General features: G+C 62.9%; 27 protein-coding genes and 1 pseudogene. 20 read left to right on the forward strand and 8 right to left on the reverse strand.

All coding sequences use genetic code 11. The features are described from left to right. Nucleotides 1-191: 191 nt before the first annotated feature. A pseudogene (locus AB7G19_RS05320) lies at nucleotides 192-821 on the reverse strand (TMEM175 family protein); the annotation flags it as partial. Nucleotides 822-827: 6 nt separating this feature from the next. Between AB7G19_RS05320 and AB7G19_RS05325 the strand changes: the two are divergent. The 7 genes from AB7G19_RS05325 (at nucleotide 828) to AB7G19_RS05355 (ending at nucleotide 7,690) form a co-directional block, all read left to right on the forward strand. Continuing rightward, nucleotides 828-2,474, forward strand: a complete 1,647-nt coding sequence (locus tag AB7G19_RS05325; RefSeq protein WP_063980881.1) for an ATP-binding protein — start codon at nucleotides 828-830, stop codon at nucleotides 2,472-2,474. 2 nt (nucleotides 2,475-2,476) lie between these two features. After that, entirely contained in the window at nucleotides 2,477-3,091 is a 615-nt protein-coding gene (locus AB7G19_RS05330) for a response regulator transcription factor (RefSeq protein ID WP_063980882.1), read from the forward strand. Nucleotides 3,092-3,461: 370 nt separating this feature from the next. After that, nucleotides 3,462-4,364 carry a helix-turn-helix transcriptional regulator gene (locus tag AB7G19_RS05335; RefSeq protein WP_231143842.1) on the forward strand — a complete coding sequence of 301 codons (903 nt, stop codon included), beginning with the start codon at nucleotides 3,462-3,464 and terminating at the stop codon, nucleotides 4,362-4,364. A 187-nt stretch (nucleotides 4,365-4,551) separates the two neighbouring features. Beyond that, entirely contained in the window at nucleotides 4,552-5,421 is an 870-nt protein-coding gene (locus AB7G19_RS05340; protein WP_063980883.1) for an alpha/beta fold hydrolase, read from the forward strand. A 41-nt stretch (nucleotides 5,422-5,462) separates the two neighbouring features. Further along, nucleotides 5,463-6,353, forward strand: a complete 891-nt coding sequence (locus AB7G19_RS05345) for a zinc-binding dehydrogenase (RefSeq protein WP_441267736.1) — start codon at nucleotides 5,463-5,465, stop codon at nucleotides 6,351-6,353. 32 nt (nucleotides 6,354-6,385) lie between these two features. Then, complete coding sequence (locus AB7G19_RS05350; RefSeq protein ID WP_063980885.1) at nucleotides 6,386-7,156, forward strand: SDR family oxidoreductase; 771 nt, start codon at nucleotides 6,386-6,388, stop codon at nucleotides 7,154-7,156. 123 nt (nucleotides 7,157-7,279) lie between these two features. Then, on the forward strand, nucleotides 7,280-7,690 hold the full coding sequence (locus AB7G19_RS05355; RefSeq protein WP_063980886.1) for a DUF2000 family protein: 411 nt from the start codon (nucleotides 7,280-7,282) through the stop codon (nucleotides 7,688-7,690). A 29-nt stretch (nucleotides 7,691-7,719) separates the two neighbouring features. Here the strand turns inward: AB7G19_RS05355 and AB7G19_RS05360 are convergent, their stop codons facing one another. Genes AB7G19_RS05360 through AB7G19_RS05375 form a run of 4 tightly spaced genes read right to left on the reverse strand, consistent with a single transcriptional unit; the run spans nucleotide 7,720 to nucleotide 9,616 of the window. Then, nucleotides 7,720-7,932 (reverse strand): hypothetical protein, encoded by a 213-nt coding sequence (locus tag AB7G19_RS05360; RefSeq protein ID WP_085403506.1) that lies wholly within the window; start codon nucleotides 7,930-7,932, stop codon nucleotides 7,720-7,722. A 46-nt stretch (nucleotides 7,933-7,978) separates the two neighbouring features. Then, a complete protein-coding gene (locus AB7G19_RS05365; RefSeq protein WP_224517587.1) occupies nucleotides 7,979-8,245 on the reverse strand; it encodes a DUF6510 family protein in 267 nt (88 codons plus the stop codon). A gap of 5 nt (nucleotides 8,246-8,250) precedes the next feature. Beyond that, nucleotides 8,251-9,012 (reverse strand): ferredoxin reductase, encoded by a 762-nt coding sequence (locus AB7G19_RS05370; RefSeq protein WP_441267737.1) that lies wholly within the window; start codon nucleotides 9,010-9,012, stop codon nucleotides 8,251-8,253. Then, a complete protein-coding gene (locus tag AB7G19_RS05375) occupies nucleotides 8,999-9,616 on the reverse strand; it encodes a sulfite oxidase-like oxidoreductase (protein ID WP_085403508.1) in 618 nt (205 codons plus the stop codon). Before AB7G19_RS05375 ends, AB7G19_RS05370 begins: the two co-directional genes overlap by 14 nt. A 222-nt stretch (nucleotides 9,617-9,838) precedes the next feature. Here AB7G19_RS05375 and AB7G19_RS05380 point away from each other — a divergent pair, with 222 nt between their 5' ends. The 13 genes from AB7G19_RS05380 to AB7G19_RS05440 all read left to right on the forward strand — a co-directional run bounded on the left by AB7G19_RS05380 (nucleotide 9,839) and on the right by AB7G19_RS05440 (nucleotide 20,393). After that, entirely contained in the window at nucleotides 9,839-11,377 is a 1,539-nt protein-coding gene (locus AB7G19_RS05380) for an amidase (protein ID WP_085403575.1), read from the forward strand. 247 nt (nucleotides 11,378-11,624) lie between these two features. Then, nucleotides 11,625-12,233 (forward strand): cytochrome P460 family protein, encoded by a 609-nt coding sequence (locus AB7G19_RS05385; RefSeq protein ID WP_085403509.1) that lies wholly within the window; start codon nucleotides 11,625-11,627, stop codon nucleotides 12,231-12,233. A gap of 24 nt (nucleotides 12,234-12,257) precedes the next feature. After that, on the forward strand, nucleotides 12,258-12,839 hold the full coding sequence (locus AB7G19_RS05390; protein WP_085403510.1) for a cytochrome P460 family protein: 582 nt from the start codon (nucleotides 12,258-12,260) through the stop codon (nucleotides 12,837-12,839). Nucleotides 12,840-12,901: 62 nt separating this feature from the next. After that, nucleotides 12,902-14,176, forward strand: a complete 1,275-nt coding sequence (locus AB7G19_RS05395; protein WP_085403511.1) for a lactonase family protein — start codon at nucleotides 12,902-12,904, stop codon at nucleotides 14,174-14,176. Nucleotides 14,177-14,287: 111 nt separating this feature from the next. Continuing rightward, nucleotides 14,288-15,199, forward strand: coding sequence for an urease accessory protein UreD (locus tag AB7G19_RS05400; RefSeq protein WP_245344206.1), 912 nt, complete (start codon nucleotides 14,288-14,290; stop codon nucleotides 15,197-15,199). A gap of 26 nt (nucleotides 15,200-15,225) precedes the next feature. Continuing rightward, a complete protein-coding gene (locus tag AB7G19_RS05405; RefSeq protein WP_028148889.1) occupies nucleotides 15,226-15,528 on the forward strand; it encodes an urease subunit gamma in 303 nt (100 codons plus the stop codon). Between the two features lie 9 nt (nucleotides 15,529-15,537). After that, entirely contained in the window at nucleotides 15,538-16,113 is a 576-nt protein-coding gene (locus AB7G19_RS05410; RefSeq protein ID WP_231143844.1) for a HupE/UreJ family protein, read from the forward strand. Then, complete coding sequence (locus tag AB7G19_RS05415) at nucleotides 16,110-16,448, forward strand: urease subunit beta (protein WP_063980895.1); 339 nt, start codon at nucleotides 16,110-16,112, stop codon at nucleotides 16,446-16,448. Before AB7G19_RS05410 ends, AB7G19_RS05415 begins: the two co-directional genes overlap by 4 nt. A gap of 12 nt (nucleotides 16,449-16,460) precedes the next feature. Further along, nucleotides 16,461-18,164, forward strand: a complete 1,704-nt coding sequence (gene ureC, locus AB7G19_RS05420) for an urease subunit alpha (protein ID WP_231143845.1) — start codon at nucleotides 16,461-16,463, stop codon at nucleotides 18,162-18,164. Between the two features lie 23 nt (nucleotides 18,165-18,187). Further along, complete coding sequence (locus AB7G19_RS05425; protein WP_063980897.1) at nucleotides 18,188-18,886, forward strand: urease accessory protein UreF; 699 nt, start codon at nucleotides 18,188-18,190, stop codon at nucleotides 18,884-18,886. Next, complete coding sequence (gene ureG, locus AB7G19_RS05430; RefSeq protein WP_063980898.1) at nucleotides 18,883-19,572, forward strand: urease accessory protein UreG; 690 nt, start codon at nucleotides 18,883-18,885, stop codon at nucleotides 19,570-19,572. Before AB7G19_RS05425 ends, ureG begins: the two co-directional genes overlap by 4 nt. Then, nucleotides 19,569-19,880, forward strand: coding sequence for a chorismate mutase (locus tag AB7G19_RS05435; protein ID WP_063980899.1), 312 nt, complete (start codon nucleotides 19,569-19,571; stop codon nucleotides 19,878-19,880). Before ureG ends, AB7G19_RS05435 begins: the two co-directional genes overlap by 4 nt. Before the next feature lie 75 nt (nucleotides 19,881-19,955). After that, entirely contained in the window at nucleotides 19,956-20,393 is a 438-nt protein-coding gene (locus AB7G19_RS05440; RefSeq protein WP_084794956.1) for a VirK family protein, read from the forward strand. Between the two features lie 10 nt (nucleotides 20,394-20,403). On the opposite strand, the gene AB7G19_RS05445 is transcribed toward AB7G19_RS05440, so the two are convergent. The 3 genes from AB7G19_RS05445 to AB7G19_RS05455 all read right to left on the reverse strand — a co-directional run bounded on the left by AB7G19_RS05445 (nucleotide 20,404) and on the right by AB7G19_RS05455 (nucleotide 23,267). Then, the gene (locus tag AB7G19_RS05445) at nucleotides 20,404-20,757 is read right to left on the reverse strand and encodes a hypothetical protein (protein ID WP_063980900.1); all 354 of its coding nucleotides are present in this window, start codon (nucleotides 20,755-20,757) and stop codon (nucleotides 20,404-20,406) included. A gap of 188 nt (nucleotides 20,758-20,945) precedes the next feature. After that, nucleotides 20,946-21,725 (reverse strand): DUF2182 domain-containing protein, encoded by a 780-nt coding sequence (locus tag AB7G19_RS05450; RefSeq protein WP_063980901.1) that lies wholly within the window; start codon nucleotides 21,723-21,725, stop codon nucleotides 20,946-20,948. 9 nt (nucleotides 21,726-21,734) lie between these two features. Further along, on the reverse strand, nucleotides 21,735-23,267 hold the full coding sequence (locus AB7G19_RS05455; protein ID WP_247316142.1) for a tyrosinase family protein: 1,533 nt from the start codon (nucleotides 23,265-23,267) through the stop codon (nucleotides 21,735-21,737). Nucleotides 23,268-23,463 lie beyond the last annotated feature (196 nt).

The following is a 23,463-nucleotide window of genomic DNA, read 5'->3' on the forward strand; positions in this document are numbered from 1 at the left end:
GTCAAGGATCGCATCCGCATCATCATGCGCGCCTTGTCCGGGATCGCCTCGATCGCCGGCCGGTCGACGGCTTCCCAGCACAGCAGCAGATAGGTCGCGTTCACCAGGGCGAATACGCCGGCGTAGACGGTGACGGGCAGCGGCGCCAGCTTTGAGCTCGCGATCCAGGCTGTCGAGAACGGCAGCAGCGATACGGAAAACAGATGAGCGAAGTTTCCCCAGATCAATCGGGGCGTCGCCGCGCTGGCATAGTGCAGAAGATGGTGATGGTTCACCCAGACGATGGCGATGAAGAGATAGCTGACTGCGTAGCCGATGACGGTCGGCCAGAGTTCGAACAGAGCATTGAGGCTCGGAGCGTGCGGCGGGCGCAGGTCCAGGGCGAGAATTGTAATAACGACTGCAAAAGCCGCGTCCGAGAGGGCATTCAGGCGTTTTGTCTTCGGAGAGTCCGCGGTCATCATTCCTGTTTCCTTGCCGATGCAGGCCTGCGCGGCAGTGTCTCGACGCCCCGATCGGGCCTGAACAGCAGGCGAGTCATGCCGACGGCCAGCGGGGCGCACTGCCGCTGCTCCGCACTTTCGTAGACATTCGGAGCAAACGTCGCATCGGTTACAGCTGCTTCGAAAAAAATCGGGGCAATGCGCAACGACGTGCACGGCGCGGGCTCGTGAACCGCGGCTCTCGCGACCAAACTTGGCAACGTTCGCAAGTCCCGTTACATGTTGCGGCGTACTGACGCGCTCTCGTCCCACCCCTCGATACGCAAGCGGCGGGGTGATGCGTCGAGACGTCTGGAAATGATTTTCACGACGAGACATCTCAGTATGAGGCTTGATAACGAGACGCACGAACTCGATCTGGTCGCAAAGGCGTTTCAGATTATCTCGAGAGAAATCAGCTATCAGGGATTGGCCAAGGCTCTCCTCATGGAGGCGCTGAGCTACTCCGGGGCCAGTCGGGGGGCGATCCTGCTCAGCGGGCAAAGAGAGCTGCTTGCCAAGGCCGATGCGAGCTTCCCGCGCGAGAGGGCGAACTTCCTTGCCTCCTTCCCGCCGCACGCCGAATTCCGCCTGCCGAGCGACCTTGCCGAAGAGGTGCTCGATCGAAAGCAAACGGTCGTGAGGCAAGCCGGCGCGGAGAGCTCCGCACTGATCGATCCCGCGAACCCGCCGTCTGGAAAGATAGCGCAGCTGTGCCTGCCGTTGATTCACCAGCACTGGGCGATCGGCGTTCTCTATCTCGAAGCGGATGGAGATGCGGAGATCTTCACGCCGCGATGCGTCTGGGTGACATCCATGCTGGCCAATCAGGCCGCCGTCTCATTCGAATCCGTCCGCCTGTTCGAGGCGCTGCGCGAGACCAATATGTGGATGGTCAGAGGGCAGCAGATCGGCGGGATGGGCAGCTATCGCTGGAACACGCGGACCCTGCTCTCGCGCGGATCGCGCGAATGTTACCGCATCCTGGATATCGACCTGGACGTGAACCCCGTGCCCTTCGAGGTGTTCAGGAGCCGGGTCCATCCCGAGGATTATCCCGCGCTGGAGCAAGACCTCACCGAGGCGATCAGCACGAAGTCGCCATTCACCCACGAGTACCGCGTGATCCACCGGGACGGCAAGACGTTGCATGTCGTCGCCGTTGGGCAATTCGATGAGGGGCCCACGGGAGACCTCGAGCTGGAAGGCATCATCACGGATGTCTCGCAACGGAAGGCGGCGGAGCAGGCTCTCGCCGACGCGCGAAACGAGCTTGCGCGTGCGACGGGTCTGACGTCCCTTGGCGAGCTCGCCGGCTCGATCATTCACGAGATCGACCAGCCGCTGACGGGCATGATCATGAGCGCGGAAGCTTGCCTCCGGTGGCTCGCCCGGGATCCCGTTCAGGCCGCGGAGGCCCGCAAATCGGTCGCACGCATCATCAGACAGGCACGTCGAGCTGCGGAGGTTGTGACCGGGGTCCGCTCTCTCGTGCGGGGCACGCAGGTCCATTTTGCCGAGTTCGATATCAACGATGCGGTTGCGGAGGTTCTGCTTCTGTCGAACAGGGAAATCGAGCGAGCCGGGGTCATCGTCCGTACCGACTTCGATCGATCATCGCCGCGTGTCGAAGCAGACCGTGTTCAGGTCCAGCAGGTCGCCCTCAACCTCGTGCGCAACGCGATCGAGGCCATGGCCGGGGTCGAGGACGGGAACCGCATTTTGGCCCTCTCTTCGGGGGTCGCCGATGGTATGATTTCCGTGGCAATCGCGGATACGGGGGGCGGCATCAGCCCGGCTGATAGAGAGCGGGTCTTCGAGACGCTCTACACGACGAAGGGAGCGGGACTCGGTCTGGGACTGTCGATCTGCCGCAAGATAGTGAAACTCCACGGAGGACAGCTATGGGTGGAAGAAAACGGGAGGTGCGGAGCGAAGTTCACCTTCGCTCTCCCGCTTCGCCAGGCGGTTCAGACGTCGGAAAGCCGGTAGACATGCCTCCTTCCGGCGTTGTTCATATCGTCGACGATGACCGCGCGGTTCGCGAGTCCCTTGGCGATCTGCTCGAGTCCCTGCACTACAAGGTCGCCCTGTACGGATCAGCCTCGGATTTCCTCAAGGTCGAACTGTCGGATGCCCCTGCGTGCCTGGTGCTCGATGTCAGATTGCCCGGCACGAGTGGCTTGGAGCTGCAGGAGTACCTGACGAAAATCAATGTCGGAATCCCGGTGATCCTGATGACCGCCTTTGGCGACATTCCCATGTCGGTAAGAGGCATGAAGCTGGGGGCGGTCGATTTTCTCACCAAGCCGATACGGGATCAGGACCTTCTCGATGCGATCACGGCCGCGATCCGAAAGGACATCGATCGGCGCGACGACAGCGCGCACCTGACGCAGTTGCAGGAGAAGTTTGCACTCCTGACCACGCGCGAGCGGCAAGTGATGACGCTGGTGGCATCCGGTCTGATGAACAAGCAGGTCGCCAGCGAGCTCTCGATCAGCGAAGCGACAGTCAAGATGCATCGTGGCAGCGTGATGCGGAAGCTCGGGGCAAAAACCGCGGCAATGCTCGTCCGAATGGCAGAAGCGCTCCAACTCCAGGGCTGAAGCTTCGGGACTGGCATCTCGTGCTGAATCATCTCGGCGCCTTCAATGCACGCGACCCATACCTAAGTATGGGCCGGAACAGCACAAGCGTGAGATTGTCCGCGGGGGCGATGAAAAGCATGTTGCCCCTGTGCGGTGCTGTCAGCCGGCGTTGGCAGCGCGTCTTGACCGGAGAGGTAACGTCACGTGCAGCTTGCGGCTTCAACGCCCGTATCCAGGCGACCAGGGCATCTCCTCCGTGCAGAAATTCGTTGACGATTGGACGCGGCCATCCGGAGCACAGAACAGGGCGACGACGATGGGGATGTACGTATCAAATTCGAGTGAGAGCACGCCACGGATGGCGGTCTCCGCTTCGCCAATCCGGCCGGTGGACGAGACGCTGTCTTCTAGGCCGTCCGACGCAGCGCTTCATCCGACGGTCAGCATAACGCCTTCCGAGCCGGTGAAGCGCCTTGGGATAGGCTGGCGCTGGTGGTTTTCGGAGAGCGTTCACCTCCCGGTCGGCAACAGGATTGAATTTCGCTTTCAGGGGTCGAGACATCTCCTGGCGTTGTACAACGAGGGAGCGCGGAAAAGCGGTGAGACCTCCATCGATGGCCTCTGCTCGTCGAAGCTGCGCGGCTCCGAGCACAGGCTGACCTTTGTCCCGGCGGGACGCGCCTATCGGGAATGGCATGAGACTGCCTCGTCTGCGCAGGTGACCTTCCTCTACTTCGATCCCGCCGCGCTTCACAAGTCCGACGACAGCGCGGCCGGGCTCGCGCCGAGAATATACTTCGAGGATCCGCTGGTCTGGGAAACCGCCTCCAAATTGAAGAAGGCGATCGAGAGCGCCGAGACGAATTGCGCGCCCTACCTCGAAGCGCTCTGCGGCGTGCTCGCCCACGAGCTTTCCAGGTCTGATCACGATGTTGTTCGCGAACCGGCAGCGGTCAGTCGTGGAGGTCTCGCGGGTTGGCAGAAGCGTGTCGTGGTCGAGTACGTCGAGGGGCATCTGGGAGAACAGGTCTGCCTCCTCAAGCTCGCCGAGCTCGTCAGGCTCAGCGTTCACCACTTCTGCCGCGCTTTCAAGAAGTCGTTCGGAATCCCGGCCTACCAGTATCAGGTGCAGCGACGCATGGAGTTCGCCAAGCTGCGGCTGGCGGATCGCGCGGTATCGATTACGGACATCGCACTCAGCCTGGGCTATGCGCAAACGAGCTCCTTCAGCTCCGCCTTTCGCAAAGCGACGGGTTGGACTCCTACGGACTATCGCAGGGGGTTCGAATGAATAGATCCGAGGCACGATAGATCGGGCAGAGCAGGCGACAGGCAGCCTCGTACGGGCAGAAATCCCCGGGAAGTCTGTAACCGGATCGCCCCGAGCCACGAAATGTCCAGGTGAGACCGCCTCGGATCGGCTGCCATCGGAACATCGATTTCACCGGGCGCAACAGGTGTCGAGGGAGGGACCGCAGATGACGAGCATTCGATACCGCAAGGCGGACGTGGACGGACTGAACGTATTTTACCGGGAGGCTGGCCGGGCTGACGCGCCCGCCTTGCTGCTGCTGCACGGATTTCCGACGGCCGGCCACATGTTCCGCGAGTTGATCCCGGCACTCTCGGATCGCTTCCGACTGGTGGCGCCGGATCTGCCCGGGTTCGGCCAGTCCGACATGCCGGCTCGCGAAAGCTTTGCATATACGTTTGCCGCGTTGGCGCAGGTGATCGAACGGTTCACAGAAGTCATCGGACTCGCCCGTTTCTCGCTCTACGTCTTCGACTATGGCGCGCCGACGGGCTTTCGGATGGCTCTTCGGCATCCCGAGCGCATCGTTTCCATCATCTCGCAGAATGGCAATGCCTATGAGGAGGGATTGAGCGATGGCTGGAGCCCGATCCGGGCTTACTGGCAAGATGCATCGCAAGCGAATCGGGCGGTGCTGCGATCATTCCTTTCGCCGGAGACGACGGTCTGGCAATACACCTACGGGGTGCCTGACACCTCCCTGATCTCCCCTGATGGCTTCACGCTGGACAACCATTATCTCGAGCGCCCAGGCGCGGACGAGATCCAGCTCGATCTCTTCGGCGACTACAGGACCAACGTCGCCATGTATCCGGAATTCCAGGCCTACTTCCGCAAGCACAAGCCGCCCTTCCTGGCGGTCTGGGGCAAGAACGATCCCTTTTTCCTGCCGGCGGGCGCGACGGCGTTTCAGCGCGACATGCCGGGCGCCGAAGTGCGCTTCTTCGACACAGGGCACTTTGCGCTCGAGACTCACGCGCGGGAGATCGCAGCTTCGATCGGTGATTTTCTTGGCCAGCTGAATTCGAATGGGTAACCGCCGCTTCCCTCGCCGCGAGAAACGTCGGGAGAGCCATCATGCGCGCCATCGTTCTTGAAAAATTCGGTGGCTTGGACAGCCTCGTCTATCGAGACGTTCCGGAGCCGGAGCCGCAGCTCGGTCATGCCGTCATCGAGGTCAAGGGATTCGGCAAGTCGTGCCCGGGCGGAGAATTTCCGGTGGGCGCAAAGGTGGCCGCATTGATGGGCGGTCTCGGCCGGACCATCAACGGCAGCTACGCCGAATACACGCGTGCGCCGGTCTCGAATGTCGCATCGATCGATGCGGATTTGCCATGGGCCGAGCTCGCAGCGATCCCCGAAACCTTCGCGACGGCATGGACCTGTCTCTTTCGAAATCTCGATCTCGCGAAAGGTCAGCTTCTCGTCATCCGCGGAGCGACGTCCTCGTTCGGTCAGGCGGCACTCAAGCTCGCGGTCAATGCCGGCGCGCGGGTCATCGCGACGACGCGCAGCCGGGAGCGCTTTGCGATGCTGGAGAAGCTCGGAGCCGCGCGGTGCGAAATTGAACGGCGCGATCTCTCAAAGCATCTGCCCGAGGCGAAGCAGGTCGACGCAGTCCTGGACCTCGTCGGCAACAGCGTCGTGCTCGACTCCCTCGCCATGCTTCGCCGCGGCGGCCGCTCCTGTCTCGCCGGCTGGCTCGGCGGGCTTGATCCGATTCCGGATTTCAACCCGCTGCTGCAGATGCCGAGCGGCGTCTACCTGACCTTCTTCGGTAGCTTCGTGTTCGGCACGCCCGGGTTCCCGCTCTCCGACGTGCCGCTGAGGGAAATCGCCGCCGACGCCGCAGCCGGCCGGCTGGACGTCAAGCCGGCGCGGGTCTTTCGCTTCGACGAGATTCGCGAGGCGCATCGCGTCATGGAGGCGAACGAGGCGGTCGGAAAGATGGTCGTCGTTCGCGACTGATATTTACAAGCTTGGTATTCGGGAGGGTTCATATGTCGAAATCAGTCGCCATCGTGACGGGGGCGAGCCAGGGAATCGGCCGGGCGACCGCGGTACGCCTGGCGCGCGATTTCTCGGCGCTTGCCCTGGTCGCGCGAAACCGCGCCAATCTCGAGGACACCGCAAGGGCGGTCCGGGCCGCCGGCGCCGGGGTGCTGGTGATCGATGCCGATCTGGCCGAACCTCGTGCCGCTCAATCTGTCGTCGACCAGACCTTGGCGGCGTTCGGCCGGATCGATGCCCTGCTCAATATCGCAGGCGCGGTACCTCAGGTCGATCTGTTCGAGACGACGGAAGCACAGTGGGACGCCGGACTGGCGTTGAAGCTGCATGGCGCCCGGCGGCTCACGATCGCCGCCTGGCCGTCGCTCATGGCCGCGCAGGGGGCGGTGGTGTTGATGTCGGGAAACTCGGCCTCTTTCCCCAAGGCGCCCTATGCCGCGGTCGGCACCATCAACGCTGCAATCGTCGCCTTGGCAAAGGCGTTCTCCGACAAGGGAATCAGCGATGGCGTCCAGGTCAACAGCGTCCTGCCGGGGCCGGTGATGACGGGCCGCCGCCGCTCCTACCTCGAGCACTGGGCGCCCCTGCACAACATGACCGTCGAGGAAGCCACGGCGAAGTTTCCCAAGGACGCCGGGATCGCGCGTTACGGTGAGCCGGAAGAGATTGCCGAGTTGATGGCGTTCCTCGTATCGCCCGGCGCGCGCTGGATGACCGGCTCGGCATTGCGGATGGACGGCGGCGAGGTGAAATCGATATAATCGGTTTTCACCCGAAGGCCGTCCGCGGAAGTGGCCCACTTGCAAAAGCGTTCGATGCGCGCAAGCATGGAGTAAGGGCTCTTTCGCTCTTCGCGAGCGCTGAGGAATAGCGGCAAAACCGTCATGCAGTTTGACACCAAGATCGCGGTCGTGGTCCGCACCGACCTTGAGCCGTGGCAGAAGCTGAACGTGGCCTCTTTCCTCGCCAGCGGGATCGCGGCGGCTTTTCCGGCCTGCATCGGCGACCCCTACGAAGACGGCTCCGGGACGAAATATCTGCCGTTGATCGGCCAGCCCATCCTGATCTATGGCGCCGACCGCGCGGCGCTATCTCGCGCGCTCGATCGCGCACTGACGCGCGGAGTGACGCCGGGGCTCTATACCGAGGACATGTTCAGGACCGCTCACGACGCCGCCAACCGCGAGGTCGTGAAGGCCGTTTCCCGCACAGACCTGAATCTGGTTGGAATTTCGATGCGCGCCGAGCGCAAGGTGATCGACAAGATCGTCGACGGGTTGAAATTTCACGGCTGACGCTTCCCGATCTGCCCCGGCCGTCCTTTTCAGTCTTCGCCGGATCTGGCTCTGAGGAGCTCGTCGCGGCGCCTGATCAGAATCTCGAGCCGTGCGGCCTGATCGTCAATTCGCTGGCCGACAAGCTCTTCGCTCATCGCGGCGAGATGTGAGGCGGACTGTTCAATCAGCTCGCGAAGCTTCGCCGCCGTGGCGGCAATCTGGCGCTCGATTTCAGCGAGGTGGATGTCTTCACCGTGCATGGCGGGTCTTTGATTTCGGGGCTTGGCGGGCGATCGGGCGCGGCATTCAGAAGTACAGGTGCCGGGCACCGTGCATTTCAAGGACACATCCCCTCTGAGTGCGCGTCGCCTTCATCAGATCGCTTCCGCAATCGGCGCATTTGACGAGCGCCTCCAGCGGCCCGCCGTCGACGGCGAGAGAGCCAAGGCAGGACACGGTGTTGCATGCCGCGCACCGGATCTTCGTCAGGGTGATGTCAAAGGCAAAGGCTTCTTGAAGCAAGTGTGTGCCGGGGTCACCGCCAAGAATGAGGTCGGCGATGTTGTCTGCCATGGCGATCATGCTCCTGTTGGCCCGAAACGCTCGGTTCTTATGGCGAGAGGGTCGAAGCCGAGCTTCACGAGCATGCTCGAGATGCCCTCGACAAACCCGGTGGGACCGCAAATGAAGAACGTGGGATTCTGCTCGCGCGTAAAGCTGTTCTCTGCGAGCAGCGCCTCGTTGACCCGTCCCCGATGTCCGTTCCAGTCGCTCGGATGCTCGCGGGTGAGCGCATAGACCAGGCGGAGGTCGCGATCGCCGCGAGCCATCGTATCGAGTTCATCCCGATACACGATTTCGGCAAGGCTGCGTGCCGAATAGATCAATGATGCCGGTATGCGTGCGAGCGACCTCCTGCGGTGGCGCAACATGGCCATCAAAGGCGTAATCCCGGTACCGCCCGCGACCAGGCAAATCGGTCCACCGCGCGTTTGGCTCCAGATGAAATGCCGCCCAATGGGTCCCCGAAATTCGAGAGCGTCGCCAACCTGCAATTCGTCGAGGAGATAGGACGACACCTCACCGTCCTCGACCCGTTCGACGGTGAGAGTGAGCCGCTTTTCTTCCGGGGGCGATGCGATCGAGTAGCTTCGTTCGGCCTGATAGCCGTCATCGGCGGTGAGACGGATGTCGACGTGCTGGCCGGGCCAGTGCCCGGACCAGTTGGCCGGCTGCAGGATGATGCTCTTCACCCGGCTTGTTTCAGCCACGATGGCCTGCACGCGACCGGTCTGCCACGCGATCCTGGGCTGCTGCAGAGGCGCATCAATCGCCGTCATAACGTTGCTCCCGCCAGGGATCGCCATAATTGTGATAACCACGCGATTCCCAGAACCCGGGCTCGTCCTTGGGCATGAAGCGGAGCCTTCGCAGCCACTTTGCGCTCTTCCAGAAGTAGAGATGCGGCACCAGGAGTCGCGCGGGGCCGCCGTGCGCCGGGGCGAGCGGCAGGCCCTCATAGCGGGTCGCGATCATCGCCTTTCCCGCGACCAGGTCGGTCACCGGAAGGTTCGTCGTGTATCCGCCGTCGCAATGCGCCATGACATAGGCGTTCGGCGGCTCGCTCACCCCGACCACCTTCAGAAGATCGTCGAAGCTGACGCCCTGCCAGACCGTGCCGAGCTTCGTCCATTTGGTGACGCAGTGAATGTCGACCGTGATCGTGGTCTGGGGCAGTGCCTCGAATTCGTCCCAGGTCCATTTCCCCAGCAACGATCCGCCGAGTTGAAGCGAAATCTTCCAGTCAGCGACACGGATATCCGGCGTGGGTCCGGCGGACAGCACCGGGAAGTCGGTCGTCAGATACTGACCCGGTGGCAGCCGGGCGGCTTCGGGTGTCTGTCGCCTGGATTTGAAGCCGCGAGAAACGGGAGGTCGGTCCATGGAAGCGTGCCCTTGTGCGGTGACGCGCAGGATGTGCCAACGCGCGTCGGCGTAACCTGCAGCCCACGTCAGCGCACATGAACCCTGAGCGATGCCTTGTCGATGGCCGTCGCGGCGAATGCATCAAGATTGCGAAAGACGAAGCAATCACGGCTGCGCAGGCAAGAACTGTTTCAATGTCAAATGCGGCTTCGTCCTGAAGTGGTTCAGAAGGAGGAGACGATGTCGAGCGTGAGCCAGCCCTTGCATTCCGACGAACTCGCTTACCTCACCGCGCACGAACTGGCAGCTCGCATCCGGCGACGTGATCTGTCGCCGGTTGACGTGGTCGATGCGTTCATCCGGCGCATCGAAGCGCGCAACCCGAGCCTGAATGCGCTAGTCTATCTCGATTTCGACGGCGCCCGCGCGAGGGCAAAAGAGGCCGAGCGCGCATTGGTTGCCGGCGAGTCGTGGGGACCGCTGCACGGCATCCCGTCGGCGCTCAAGGATCTGTTCGACTTCAAGCCGGGCTGGCCTGCAAGCCTGGGCGGCATCCGCGCGCTCAAGCATCACGTCGTGAACGGTTACTGCGTGTTCTGCGAGCGCATGGAGAAGCGTGGCGGCGCCGTGTTCCTCGGCAAGACCAACAGCCCCCTCATGGGATTCCGAGGCACCTGCGACAACTACCTCTTTGGTCCCACGCGCAACCCGTTCAATCTTGCCAAGAACACGGGTGGCTCATCCGGAGGAAGCGCCGCGGCGGTCGCCGATGGACTGCTACCTATTGCAGAAGGTACGGACGCCGGCGGCTCGATACGGATCCCCTCCGCCTGGTGTGGAGTCTATGGCTACAAGGCGTCGTTCGGACGCGTGCCGTTCCTCGTGCGTCCCAACGCGTTCGGCGTGGCCGACTCTCCGTTCCTGTTCGAAGGGCCCATCACGCGGACGGTCGAAGATGCCGCAATCGCGTTGAACGTACTTGCCGGCCCTGATCCGCGAGATCCCTTCAGCCTGATCGAGCCGCCCGTCGACTTCACCGCGGCGACCCGTCGTTCGATCCGTGGCCTCAAGATTGCCTATAGTCCGGATCTGGACGTCTTTCCGGTCGACGGAAAAGTCGCGGCGACGGTCCGCCGCGCGGTACAGGCGTTCGAGGAAGCCGGTGCTCACGTCGAGGAGGTGAAGCTCGGCATCGTTCGCTCGCAACGGGAGCTGAGCGACGTCTGGTCGCGTCTCTACATGCTTCTGAACCTGCAGGCGATCGAGAACATGAAGCGCGACGGAATCGATCTGTTCGGCAAGCATCGCGACGACTTTCCGCCTGAATACATGGATTGGGTCGAGAAGACCAATCGCATGTCGGGGCTCGATTTCTTCCGCGACCAGGCCGTCCGGTCGGAGGTCTACGATGCCTTCCAGAACGTCCTTGAAAGATTCGATCTGTTGGTCACGCCGACCGTCGCGTGCCCGCCGGTCGACAACGCCAGCGACGGCAACACGGCTGGGCCGAAGTCGATCAATGGTGTCGAGATAGATCCTCTGATCGGATGGGCCCTGACCTACTTCGTCAACTTTACGGGCCATCCGGCAGCCTCGATTCCGGCGGGTCTGTCCGACGGGCTTCCGGTCGGGATGCAGATCATAGGTCGGCGAAACGCCGACTTCGACGTGCTGGCGGCGAGCGCGGCTTTCGAGCGGCTTCGTCCCTGGCAGGACAACTACCGGATCTGCCGCGAGCGCCCCCTGAGAACAGCCCCGCTTTCAGACCTCACCCGCTGACCTTGCACCCTCTCGGTCGCTTCCATGGCCGTCCGCGCCGCGATCGCGGCGCCGATTGGGGTCGCGCGTCCTGCTTCCGCAGCGTCAACCTCTTCACCGATCGCAGGTTCGGCACGGAATGCATCAAGATGGCCAAAGCGGAAGCAATCCCCAGCGCGCAGGATCTTCCGCGACTGGCTAAGTCATCTCTCGACAGGTCAATCGTGCCGGCGCCTCGCGCGTTCGGCCGCAGTCGCGGGAGAAGACAATGCGCGTGAGAGTCCAGGCAGCAGCGGCGGTCATCGTAGGCAGTGCGGTCGCAACGATTCTGTTCTTCGGATCGCTTAGGGATAGCAATGCCCAGAGCAATACGCGCTATCTGCCGGAATACACCGCGGACGGGCAGTTGCTCCTGCCGAAGAATTTCCACGAGTGGGTCTATGTCGGCTCGCCGCTGACGCCAAATGCCCTCAACGGCGGACAGGCGAACTTCCCGGAATTCCACAACGTCTATATCGAGCCGGGCTCGTACGCGATCTACAAGAAGACCGGCGAATTCCCCGAGGGGACGATCCTGTTCAAGGAGCTGCAGCTGACGTTGCCGCAGGAGAATGCCGACGGCTCGCGAACGGAAGCGTCGGGACGTGGCTACTTCCCGGGCAAGTGGAACGGCGCCGACGTGACCGTCAAGGACTCGAAGCGCTTCGCCGACACCAACGGGTGGGGCTATTTCAACTTCAATCACCACGAACCGAAGGCGCCGACGGCCAAGGTGAAGTCGAAGGACGAGTGCGCCTACTGCCATATCGCCAACGCCAAGAAGGATGAGGTCTGGACCCAGTTCTATCCGCTGCTGGACGACAAGGACGCGCGGTGACCGCGTGATCGGCGGAAGATCGGCATGAAAATCCTCAAAGCCGCCTGTGTCGCCGTCGTCGTGATCCTTGGGGTCGCGGCCGTGGTCAGGCAATCACAGCTGCCGGCGAATGCGGCGGATGGCGTTTCGGCCGGTGCGAGTGTCGCCGACCGCGACAGGCATCTGCACGTGCCCGATGACTATCGTACGACCTATCAGATCCTCGGAAGCTGGGCGATCGCGGCAGACGACACTCACGGCTCGAAGGAGCTTCACGTCGTGTACGCCTCGCCGGGAGTGATCGACGCCTATCGGAAGGACAGGCGCTTCCCGGACGGTGCGGTGCTGGTCAAGGAGGTGTTCAAGGCGGCAACCTCGGAAATGACGACCGGCACCGTCAGCCGCGCCGATGCTTTGAAGGGATGGTTCGTCATGGTGAAGGACACGTCGAACCGTCACCCGGAGAGCGCGCTGTGGGGCGACGGCTGGGGATGGTCGTGGTTCGACGCGGGCGATCGTTCAAAAACGACGACGACGAATTACAAGGCGCAATGCCAGGCGTGCCATGTGCCCGTGCGGACGTCCGACTGGGTTTACATCGATGGATACCCTCCGTTGAAGCCATAGCGATGGTGCAGGTCACCGAAAGTCATTCGATTTACCAAAGCCAATCATCAAAGGAGCGAGAGATGGCTAAAGAAGCGACGGCGAGCGAGATGGGAATGTCGAAGGGGCAGACTGGCCATCTCTATATCCAGACCAATGAGATCGACAACGCCATTATCCACTACACGCGGCAGGCGGACGGCAAGCTGGCCGAGGTCGCGCGTATCAAGACGGGCGGCGCTGGCTCCGGTGAATTCAAGCCGATCAGCGGCCAGGACAGCGCGCCCAACTCTTACGAGGGTGCAGGAAGCGTCATCATTACATCCGATCGGCGCTTTTTGTTTGCGACCAATGGCGGAGACAATTCCGTTTCGAGCTTCCGCCTGGAGAGCGACGGTCGTCTCACGCTGCTCGACGTGAAGTCGACCGGCAACCCGGTCGAGGGCAGGAGCGGCACGGCCAAATCGCTGGCTTTCGCTCCGTCGACGCGCACCCTCTTCGTGCTGCACGCGTTCGGACCGGATCACCTTCGGCTGATGTCGGTCGATGCCGAAGGCATGCTCAAGACGCGGCCCGAGCGATACACGGTGAACACGTACAGCAAGCGGAATCGTGTCTCCACCATGGTCGTGGTCTCGCCCAACGAGGAGCTTGTGCTTGTCGGCACCACTTTCGATGAGCCGATCGCGCTCACCGGCTTGTATCCCGACGGCTCGCCGATTCTCTGGGTCCAGCGCGCCGGCGGTGCGTTGCACTCGATTGCGTCGAATGCACCGGATCCGGACGGCCTTGCCGTGTTCGCCCTGCAAAAGGACGGCTCGCTCGGCACGGCCAGGTTCTACGATGCGAAGGGCGGTTCTCCGTTCTACATCGCGTTCCTGAATCAGCGTCCGAATACGTTCGTGATCGGCTATGCCGTCGGCGACGGATGCTCCATTTGCACCATCGAGAAGGACGGCTCGATCAAGATCGGCCAGCTCGTCAAGATCGACACCAGCGCGGGCCTGCCGTCCGAGCTGTGCTGGCTGGCCATCGCGCCCGATGATCGCACGATTTACGCAACGAACTTCGGCTACAGCAACATCAGTAGCTACCGCATCAACGGTAGCGGCCTGGAGATTGCGTGCGATCCGGCGTGTCCGAAGGTGCCCGGCGACGGCACCGCGAGGGGATTGAACGGAACCGTGACGAGCGGTCCCAGCGATAGCTGGATCTCGCCGGACGGCGCCTATCTCTATCAGATCTACGGCAACGCCTCGAAGCTGGTCAGCTACAGCACCCAGCCGGACGGTTCGCTGAAGGAGATCGGCAGCGTCAAGATCCCGTACAATGGCTCCCAGGGTCTTGCGGGTTTCTGATCCCGGTTTCGCGACATGAGGTCCGGGCGTGGTCGGCATTGCCGTTCCACGCCCGGCCTCTCCCTCGCCGATATGCGAGACACACACGGTCAATCATGAGCCCCGAGACGGATGTTTGAAGCAATTCATGAGCGCTCTCGCGGGACATCCGCGGCTCATCCCGGCCATCCGGGAGAAGGGCAGGGCGCCACGGAAAAATTCGATCTGCAGCGCGCTGTCGGGGAAGCTCGCGTGGTGTTCTCCGGCGCCGCAAACGGCACGGAGATCATCGACGTCTATCAGAAGTTTCCGATGGCCGTTGCCTTCCCGAATGTCGACGATCGCCGGCGCAAGGAGGCGGTCCTCATTAATACCTCGGGCGGTGTCGCGGGTGGCGACGAGATCAGGATCGAGGTGGTCGCTCAAGGCAACGCGTCGGTCGCGGTGACCACGCAGGCCGCGGAGAAGGTCTATCGCGCGCTGGATCGGCCCGCCCGAATCCGGACGCGGTTAAGGGCTGAGGGAAATGCCCGGCTTGCGTGGCTTCCGCAAGAGACCATCGTCTTCAACCAGGCGCGCATCGCGCGGCACACCGAGATCGATGTGTGCTCGGGCACCGAATTGATTGCCCTCGAATGGCTGGTTCTTGGCCGCATCGAGAGCGGCGAGGAGGTTCTTGCCGGACATATCCTGGACAGTTGGCGCGTCAGGGTCGACGGCCGTCTGGTGTGGGCAGATGGCTTCCTCGCCTCAGACCAGGCGCTCCTGCAGCTTCGGAAGACGGCGCTGCTCTCGAACTGGAAGGCTATTGCGACGATGATCTATTTCGGTCCGGGCCTTGAGGCCCGGCTCGAGAGATTGCGCGAGATCGGTGCTTCGCTGGAATGCGCGTGCGGCGTCACGATCGTGGGCGCGATCATCGTCGTCCGGGTCGCCGCGATTGCAAGCGTGGATCTCAGGCGAGGTCTGCGCCGCTTCCTCGATCAACTCGACCATGAGCTCGGATCCGGTCCCTTCGGAGTGCCGAAGATGTGGTCCTGTTAGCAGCGCGGCCAAGTGGGAGGAGCATCTTGAATCTGACGCCACGGGAACGAGACAAGCTGATGATAGCCCTCGCCGCGATCGTTGCGCGCGGCCGGCTCGCGCGCGGCGTCAAGCTGAATTATCCCGAAAGCATCGCATTGATTTCGGATGCCATCATGGAAGGCGCCCGCGACGGACGATCGGTCGCGGATCTCATGTCCGAAGGCGGCCGGCTGCTGCGCCGCGACCAGGTCATGGAGGGCATCCCGGAAATGATCCGCGAGATCCAGGTGGAGGCGACGTTTCCGGACGGGACCAAGCTTGTCCCGGTGCACAACCCGATCCGATAGGAGCCGATGATGCGCATCATCCCGATTTGCGTCGCTGCGTTGAGCCTGCTTGCGGCGCCGGCCTTCGCTCATCCCATTCCGGGCGCGGGCAGTTCGTTCGACGCCGGTCTCGTCCATCCGTTCAGCGGCGCCGATCATCTGATTGCGGTCACGTTGGTGGGAACGTGGAGCGCGCTCGTGGGCGGATCCGCGAGAGCCGTGTGGCCGCTGACCTTTCTGATCGCGATGCTGGGCGGCTTCGCCGCGGCAAGCGCAGGACTTGAGCTGGGATTTGTGGAGGCGGCGATCAGCCTCTCGGTGGTGGCGCTGGCAGCGTTCGTTGCGTTCGAATTCAGGATGCCCGTCATGCTGGGCGCGGCGGCCGTCGGCCTGTTCGCGTTCTTCCATGGTCACGCCCACGGAACTGAAGCCGCCGCGATGCTTGTCCCCTATGTGATCGGCTTCACGACGGCGACCGCCGCTCTTCTCCTGACCGGCATGGTCATCGGGTTCTCAGGAGGAAACGCGACCAGACGAAGCTTGCTTCGCGCGGCGGGCGTATGCGCTGGCCTTGTCGGGCTGCTGCTGCTTGGAGGCGTGGCATGATTCCCGGGGAGGTCATTCCGGCTGACGGCGACATCGTCCTGAACGGGGACCGGACCGGACCATCGATTGCCGTAGCCAACACCGGCGACCGGCCGGTCCAGGTGGGCAGCCATTATCACTTCGCCGAAGTGAACGCCGTACTCGCGTTCGATCGATCCCTTGCCCGTGGGTGCCGCCTCGATATCCCGGCCGGGACGGCCGTGCGATTCGAGCCGGGTCAGTCGCGCGAGGTCTCATTGATCCCGTTTGCCGGAGCGCGGCGCATCTACGGCTTCAGCGGCGGCGTGATGGGACCTCTGGAATCAGGAAACGATGCGTCCGGCGCCAACGAATAAGGTCAGGAAGACATGTCCCACACGATGAGCCGCGCTGCCTATGCGCAGATGTTCGGCCCCACGGTCGGCGACAGGGTGCGCCTGGCGGATACTGACCTGTTCATCGAGCCCGAGAGGGACCTCACCATCTATGGCGAGGAGGTCAAGTTCGGCGGCGGCAAGGTCATTCGCGACGGCATGGGACAATCGCAGCTCACGCGCGCGCAGGGCGCGGTCGATACGGTCATTACCAATGCGCTGATCCTCGATCACTGGGGAATCGTCAAGGCCGACATCGCGATCAGGGACGGGCTCATTGCCGCCATCGGCAAGGCGGGCAATCCCGACGTACAGCCGGGTGTATCGATCATCATTGGGCCGGGGACGGAAATCATCGCGGGCGAGGGCAAGATCATCACCGCCGGCGGAATGGATACGCACATTCATTTCATCTGCCCTCAGCAGATCGACGAGGCGCTTTTCTCGGGCGTCACGACCATGATGGGTGGCGGCACCGGACCTGCCGCTGGGACGACGGCGACGACCTGTACGCCGGGGCCATGGCACATCCATCGGATGCTCGAGGCGCTGGATGGGTTCCCGATGAACTTCGGCATTTTCGGCAAGGGCAATGCGAGCCTACCCGCGGGCCTGGTCGAGCAGATCGAAGCCGGCGCGTGTGGCCTGAAGCTGCACGAGGACTGGGGCGCAACGCCCGCATCGATCGACTGCTGCCTCTCTGTCGCGGACGACATGGACGTGCAAGTCATGATCCACACCGATTCCCTGAACGAAGGCGGGTTCGTCGAGCGCACGATCGCCGCGTTCAAGGGCAGGACGATCCATGCGGCCCATACGGAAGGGGCCGGCGGCGGGCACGCGCCTGATATCATCAAGGTCTGCGGCGAGAGCAACGTCATTCCGGCCTCGACAAATCCGACGCGTCCCTACACCGCGAACACGCTCGACGAAGCACTCGACATGCTGATGGTGACCCACCATCTGGACCGTCGCATTCCGGAGGATGTCGCCTTCGCGGAAAGCCGCATCCGAAAGGAGACGATTGCCGCAGAGGATATCCTGCACGATCTCGGCGCGTTCTCGATCGTGTCGTCGGATAGCCAGGCGATGGGGCGCGTCGGCGAGGTGATCACGCGGACGTGGCAGACCGCCGACAAGATGAAGAAGCAGTTCGGGCGGTTGCCGGAGGAGACCGGGCAGAACGATAATTTCAGGGCGCGGCGCTACGTCGCAAAATACACGATCAATCCGGCCATCGTGCAGGGAATGTCACGCCATGTCGGTTCGGTCGAGGTCGGGAAGCTCGCGGACATCGTCGTCTGGGATCCGGCGTTCTTCGGGATCAAGCCCGACATGGTCTTGAAATCCGGCATGATCGTCGCCGCGATCATGGGCGACCCCAATGCGTCGATACCGACGCCTCAGCCGGAATATTACCGGCCGATGTTCGGTGCCTTCGGCCGTTCTCCCGGCAGAAATTCTGTGACCTTCGTCAGTCAGGCCTCGCTCGAAACGACGAGACAATTGGGCCTGGCCAAGCAACTCCTGCCGGTCTCGAACACGCGATCGATCGGCAAGCATTCCATGATCCTCAACGACGCGCTGCCCCGCATGGAGGTCGATGCCGAAACCTACGAGGTGCGGGCCGACGGACGGCTGCTCACGTGTCCGCCGGTGAATGTGGTCCCGATGGCGCAGCGCTATTTCATGTACTGACGCGTTGCCGGCATGGTGGTGCGATGACAGACCAGAGTTATGGACATACGGCGCTGGCGTTCCTGAGGCTGCAGAGCTGGCTCTCGCCGTCGTTCCCGAACGGGGCCTACAGCTACTCGCACGGACTGGAGTGGGCGGTGGAGGCCGGCTATGTCTCCGATCGGCGCAGCCTGATCGATTGGCTCGAGGCCGACCTTTGCTACGGCTCGGGCCGGAACGAAGCCATCTTCTTCAGCGAAGCCTACCGATGCGTGGCCGAGGGCGCCGAGGACCAGCTCCCGGATCTGGCCGAACTCGCAGCCGCTTCCCGCGGCACATCCGAATTCGTGCTCGAATCCGCCCAGCAATCGTCTGCGTGCCTTACGACCCTTCGCAGTGTCTGGCCGGATCGAATTCTGGACATCTTCTCAGATCCGAAATGTCCGCCGGTGCTGGCCGTCCTGCTCGGAGCGCGAGCGGCGCGCGAGCGGATTGCCGTCGACATCGCGCTGCCGGCATTCCTGCACAGCTATGTCGCCAATCTGGTGAGCGCGGGCGTGCGATTGGTGCCTCTCGGTCAGACCGACGGTCAGCTTGCCATCGCGGCGCTCGAGCTGCCGATCCTGTCGCGCAGTGAAGTCGCAAGCCGTGAGACGGTCGACGATCTCGGTTCGGCGGGCCTGATGGTTGAGCTCGCGTCCATCGCACACGAGCTCCAATATACGAGGTTGTTTCGGTCATGAAGACGATTGAACACGAGAGCAGGTCTCTCCGCACACCCGGCATTGCGGCAACCAACGGGCCGCTGCGCGTCGGAATCGGCGGTCCGGTCGGTTCCGGAAAGACGGCGCTGGTCGAGGCGCTGTGCAAGCACCTGCGCGATTTCTATGAGATCTACGTCATCACCAACGACATCTACACCAAGGAGGATCAGCTCATTCTGACCCGCGCGCAGGCATTGGCGGCGGAGCGCATCATGGGGGTGGAGACGGGTGGCTGTCCGCATACGGCCATACGGGAGGACGCCTCGATGAACCTGGCGGCGATCCACGACATGAACCTGAAGTTTCCGGACGCGGAGCTTTGCTTCGTCGAGTCGGGTGGCGACAATCTCGCCGCCACCTTCAGCCCGGAGCTTGCGGACCTGACCGTCTACGTCATCGACGTCGCCGCCGGAGAGAAGATCCCGCGCAAGGGAGGGCCGGGGATCATGCGATCCGATCTGCTGGTGATCAACAAGATCGATCTGGCTCCCATGGTGGGCGCGAATCTGGAGATCATGGAAGCGGACGCGCGGCGGATGCGAGGCGCGCGACCGTTCATCTTCTCCAATCTGAAGAGTGGCCAAGGTGTCGATGAGATTGCGGGCTTCATTCTGCAGAAGGGCGGGTTGTCCGCCGCGGCGCTGTCTGGAGGTGCCGATCGATGACGGATGATGACCAGGAGTTTGCCGGCGATCTGGCCAGGCTGCGCCGCAGCATCGACAATCTGGATGCGGCGATGGTGCACCTGCTCGCAGAGCGCTTTCGCTGTACGGACGCGATCGGAGAGCTCAAGGCCAGGCATGGACTGGAATCCCGGGATCCCAGACGTGAAGCGGCGCAATTGAAACGGCTTCGCATCCTCGCCGCACAGAGCGGGCTCGATCCGGATTTTACCCGGAAGCTGCATGCCCTGGTCGTTCGAGAAGTCATCACCAATCATGAGGCGGTGAAGTTCGAGTCGGGAGCCGGCTAGAGCGACGAATATCATCGCAAGCCTGCTCCGGCGAAACGAGGTCCAGCCGAGAGCCGCCATCCCTGGGAGCCACATTTGTCGAATGATCTGCGCAGCTGCGCCGCCGCTCTGGCGATCGTAGCGAGCTTCTGGACGCACCCCGCGATCGCGGACGAACCCGGAAACGCCGACTATGCGGCGCTGAACAAGGCGATCGTCGATGGCAAGGAATTTCGCATGCTCGTCGACCTTTCAGCCTGTCAAGTTCACGGCACGGGCGCGGCGGGACCTCCGGTCAAGGCCAGCATGCGGTTTGACGGATACATGATCCAGCCTGACGGGACGATCGCTTTCGCAACGACCCATTTCACGGTGAGACCGGACAAGGCGGTCAGGGAATTCCTGTCGTTCAGGGTGCACCCAAACGGCAGGATCGAGGCGCGCACGATGGTCCTGGATGCCGTCAATGACGCCGTTCTCAAGGATACGGCATTCGATTGCGAGATTGGAAAAGGCGCGACATTCCACTGGTGATGCGCGGTCGTTACGCGGACTGGTCGACCAGGCTGCCGGGCTGCTGGCCCTTCTTCTCCAGCTGCTTTTCGATGGCGTCCCGGATCTTCTGCTCCACCGCCGCTTTCTGGTCCGGGGTCATGTTGGCGAGGTCGGCCTCGCTGAGATTCATGCTCTTCAGAATGGCAGCCCGCATACGGTCGAAGGGATTCATCTTCGCGTATTTCAGGAATTCCTGCACGACGCTGCTGTCGCCCGATGCGCCATCTTCGTTGGCTTGCGAGGGCCCACCATTGTCGGTCACCGGCGGCTTCGATGCACCGGTCGTTGAGCCGGCTTTTGCAGGCTGGTAGCCGAAGATTGATGCTCCTGGCGTGACTTGCATGTTCGGCCCCTCGAGACGATCGCGAAGGGCAAGCAACGTGCGTGCCAGATGTTTTCGTTGGATTTCCCGATGTTTCCGGGCTCGCGCTCATCGGCAGCTTGAAAAAATTGCCGGTGCGGCGGTGTCGCCGGCAAAGTTTGCCCGGTCGCCTGCGCGAATCGCGTCGTCGCGCGTGCCGTCGGCACCGATCAGGTTGCCTTCACTCCGGCGCTCTCCGTGCGTCGCCAAAGGCCGAGCCTGAACCATAGCAGCCTGGCAGCGGTCGATGGCCATCGCACCTCCCACGCCGGGCGCCGCGGTTTGTCCAGGCGCTCGGCAATCAGGAATGCACTGGTCGCGGCCATCGCCGCCAAATGCCCGCCTTGCGTCGCCAACGGAACGAGCATCAGCGCCCAGCAGGCTCCGCAACACCAGATACCCTGGGTGACGCCATATCCGAGAGCAGCCAGGTCGGCCCTGATCCCATACGCCGCCAGCGGCGGCTGGTCGTGGCAGTGGTTCAGGCAGATCTGTTTCACGGGGGAGAATTGCCAGACTAGGACGAGCGATCCCGCCAATGCGATCGTGACGATCGATGATGATTGCATCAGTTGCAGCGCCAGCACGGCCAGTACGATGGGAACGCCACAGGCAGCCCAGATGGACCAGTATCCGATCATGAAGAGCGCCATCGACCGCATGCGTCGACGCGGCAGGCTTCGCGCACGCACGTGCCCAAGAGCGCCCGCGAGCATCGGCGTCATCATCGCCGCTACCATCAGCATCCATTCGCCGGTGAGTGTTGTCGGCGAATAGAACGTCATGGCAAGGGCGAGCTGATCGAGCGACAGTGCCGGCCAGACATCGCTGTTGCAGAAGGCGACGAGCCTGCGCTGGTCCGACAACGCCACGACGGCCGCCCACGCGGCGGCTGCCGCGACGGTGAGCGGAATACGGATTTGCAGACGCTCGTAGGCCGCGGGCGTCATGAGCGGCCGTCAATCGCCCTGTCGGACGATGCTGATGCGGCCGACACTCACGTCGGCCGACTGCTGCACCGGCGCGACGGCCTGGAGACGAACGCCGACCTTTGCGAGATCGGCAGTGCCCGAACCGGCGAACTCCGAATAGGGCTTGGTGATGTTCAGCGCGTACGACAAGCCGTCTCCCGCGTGCCCGGTATCGCTCTCCGTCGCCTTGGTGATGCCGAAGAGCCCGATGCTCCCGACCTGCCGCTCGAAGGACGGCGCGCCGTCCTTCCCCGCAAACTGCAGATAGACCTGCAGCACGGTGGCGTCGGAATATCCGCGCACATTCTCCAGATTGAGAAAGACCTGCTCCGCGCGCGCCCCGGGCGCGGGGCCGGCAGCCAGCCTGGCGGCAACTTTCGTATGCGTACGCGCATCGAGTTGCACGGAGGTCTCGGCACCTTTCCCTGCGACGGGAAGCGATTGGGCATTGGCGCCAAGCACCTCAACTGTTGCTCCAGTCGATCTCGCCATCGCGACCGCTCCGGATGATGTCGCTGTCCTGCCGGCGACGGCCGCCAACGGCGCGCCTGCCGGCGAGAAATCGCTGTAAGTATAGCCCACCCCGGCAAAGTCCGACATCTGTTCCGGCGTGTACTCCCACGGCGAGCCGTCGGGGAGAGGAACGACAAATTTATGCTGGCCGAGGCTGGCAGGTCCCTTCTTCCAGCTGGCTTCTTCCGGATCCGTGTTCTGGGAATCGCTCTGCCTCCAGCTTTGCCACAGCCGATCGATATTCGCGTGGTGCAGCCAGAAGATGGGATCCAGGCCGGCCGTCACCGGTGACGACATCAGTCCCGGCAATGGCCTCGTGCTCGCCTCCGGGAACATCTTCTCGCCGCCGACAAGGCCGTGAACCTGGTCGTGCGGTTGACTTTCGATGTCGCCATGCTTGGTGCCGCCGTGCTCGAAGCCGGTGTCGATGCCACCGAAGCCGCGGTCGCCGCCACTTGCCACACCGGTGAACTCGTGAACGTCCATCGCGTCCAGGTTCACGGCGTCGAGCGGGACGAAGACCTTGCCGGGCTGCGAGGGATCGCCGGGTCCCCACCGCTGTTCAATGAAGAGGGGATTGTTGCCGGTGCCGTCCGGCCAGTCCGGGCTGCCGAATGCCGGCGGCAAGCCATCCTGACCGGGTTTGAAGTAGTTCCAGTAAGGCAAGGTCCAGTCAGGCGGCCCACCGAGCGTCACGACGGTCGAGCGAATGAGCTTCTCAAACCCGATCAGATAGCCGCGGTGCCATGGCAGAAAATACCAGCTGCCGTGCTGACATTGCTGCCAGAACTCGTCGAAGTCGGCCTGGGCAGGAACTTGCTCGGCAGGCGCCTTGTAGCCGTAGAACTCCCACAGGCCCTGATGATAGCCGTGCATGCCGGCCCAGAAGCGCCAGCTGGTTCGATCGTTGAGCGGCTTCGGCCTCAATGCGCCAACCGCGCGCGCGTACCAGAGAATCGGATCCGCCCAGTCGCCGCCAAGCTCCCACACGTTCTGTCGAACCAGCATGCCGTTCTCCTTGTCGCTTGACTGCGGCGCCGGCCGGCCGAGAGAACGGGCAGGCGGCTCCGCCGGATTGATCTTCCTCTCATCCACCAGCTCGCCTTGAGAGCCGGCATCTTGGGTCACTCGGACTTCGACCGAGGACGCCCTGCAATCGCCGCGGCCAGGAAAATAGACGAAAAATCTATGGTTGTGTAGTAGC

This window comes from Bradyrhizobium sp. 215_C5_N1_1 (assembly GCF_052075935.1).
Taxonomy (GTDB): domain Bacteria; phylum Pseudomonadota; class Alphaproteobacteria; order Rhizobiales; family Xanthobacteraceae; genus Bradyrhizobium; species Bradyrhizobium barranii.

Excerpts from the sequence above, each read along its gene's own strand:
- AB7G19_RS05325 (WP_063980881.1), top strand. The coding sequence starts at position 828 with ATGAGGCTTGATAACGAGACGCACGAACTCGATCTGGTCGCAAAGGCG.
- AB7G19_RS05330 (WP_063980882.1), top strand. The coding sequence starts at position 2,477 with ATGCCTCCTTCCGGCGTTGTTCATATCGTCGACGATGACCGCGCGGTT.
- AB7G19_RS05340 (WP_063980883.1), top strand. The coding sequence starts at position 4,552 with ATGACGAGCATTCGATACCGCAAGGCGGACGTGGACGGACTGAACGTA.
- AB7G19_RS05345 (WP_441267736.1), top strand. The coding sequence starts at position 5,463 with ATGCGCGCCATCGTTCTTGAAAAATTCGGTGGCTTGGACAGCCTCGTC.
- AB7G19_RS05350 (WP_063980885.1), top strand. The coding sequence starts at position 6,386 with ATGTCGAAATCAGTCGCCATCGTGACGGGGGCGAGCCAGGGAATCGGC.
- AB7G19_RS05355 (WP_063980886.1), top strand. The coding sequence starts at position 7,280 with ATGCAGTTTGACACCAAGATCGCGGTCGTGGTCCGCACCGACCTTGAG.
- AB7G19_RS05360 (WP_085403506.1), bottom strand. The coding sequence starts at position 7,932 with ATGCACGGTGAAGACATCCACCTCGCTGAAATCGAGCGCCAGATTGCC.
- AB7G19_RS05365 (WP_224517587.1), bottom strand. The coding sequence starts at position 8,245 with ATGGCAGACAACATCGCCGACCTCATTCTTGGCGGTGACCCCGGCACA.
- AB7G19_RS05370 (WP_441267737.1), bottom strand. The coding sequence starts at position 9,012 with ATGACGGCGATTGATGCGCCTCTGCAGCAGCCCAGGATCGCGTGGCAG.
- AB7G19_RS05375 (WP_085403508.1), bottom strand. The coding sequence starts at position 9,616 with ATGGACCGACCTCCCGTTTCTCGCGGCTTCAAATCCAGGCGACAGACA.
- AB7G19_RS05380 (WP_085403575.1), top strand. The coding sequence starts at position 9,839 with ATGTCGAGCGTGAGCCAGCCCTTGCATTCCGACGAACTCGCTTACCTC.
- AB7G19_RS05385 (WP_085403509.1), top strand. The coding sequence starts at position 11,625 with ATGCGCGTGAGAGTCCAGGCAGCAGCGGCGGTCATCGTAGGCAGTGCG.
- AB7G19_RS05390 (WP_085403510.1), top strand. The coding sequence starts at position 12,258 with ATGAAAATCCTCAAAGCCGCCTGTGTCGCCGTCGTCGTGATCCTTGGG.
- AB7G19_RS05395 (WP_085403511.1), top strand. The coding sequence starts at position 12,902 with ATGGCTAAAGAAGCGACGGCGAGCGAGATGGGAATGTCGAAGGGGCAG.
- AB7G19_RS05400 (WP_245344206.1), top strand. The coding sequence starts at position 14,288 with ATGTTTGAAGCAATTCATGAGCGCTCTCGCGGGACATCCGCGGCTCAT.
- AB7G19_RS05410 (WP_231143844.1), top strand. The coding sequence starts at position 15,538 with ATGCGCATCATCCCGATTTGCGTCGCTGCGTTGAGCCTGCTTGCGGCG.
- AB7G19_RS05415 (WP_063980895.1), top strand. The coding sequence starts at position 16,110 with ATGATTCCCGGGGAGGTCATTCCGGCTGACGGCGACATCGTCCTGAAC.
- ureC (WP_231143845.1), top strand. The coding sequence starts at position 16,461 with ATGTCCCACACGATGAGCCGCGCTGCCTATGCGCAGATGTTCGGCCCC.
- AB7G19_RS05425 (WP_063980897.1), top strand. The coding sequence starts at position 18,188 with ATGACAGACCAGAGTTATGGACATACGGCGCTGGCGTTCCTGAGGCTG.
- ureG (WP_063980898.1), top strand. The coding sequence starts at position 18,883 with ATGAAGACGATTGAACACGAGAGCAGGTCTCTCCGCACACCCGGCATT.
- AB7G19_RS05435 (WP_063980899.1), top strand. The coding sequence starts at position 19,569 with ATGACGGATGATGACCAGGAGTTTGCCGGCGATCTGGCCAGGCTGCGC.
- AB7G19_RS05445 (WP_063980900.1), bottom strand. The coding sequence starts at position 20,757 with ATGCAAGTCACGCCAGGAGCATCAATCTTCGGCTACCAGCCTGCAAAA.
- AB7G19_RS05450 (WP_063980901.1), bottom strand. The coding sequence starts at position 21,725 with ATGACGCCCGCGGCCTACGAGCGTCTGCAAATCCGTATTCCGCTCACC.
- AB7G19_RS05455 (WP_247316142.1), bottom strand. The coding sequence starts at position 23,267 with ATGCTGGTTCGACAGAACGTGTGGGAGCTTGGCGGCGACTGGGCGGAT.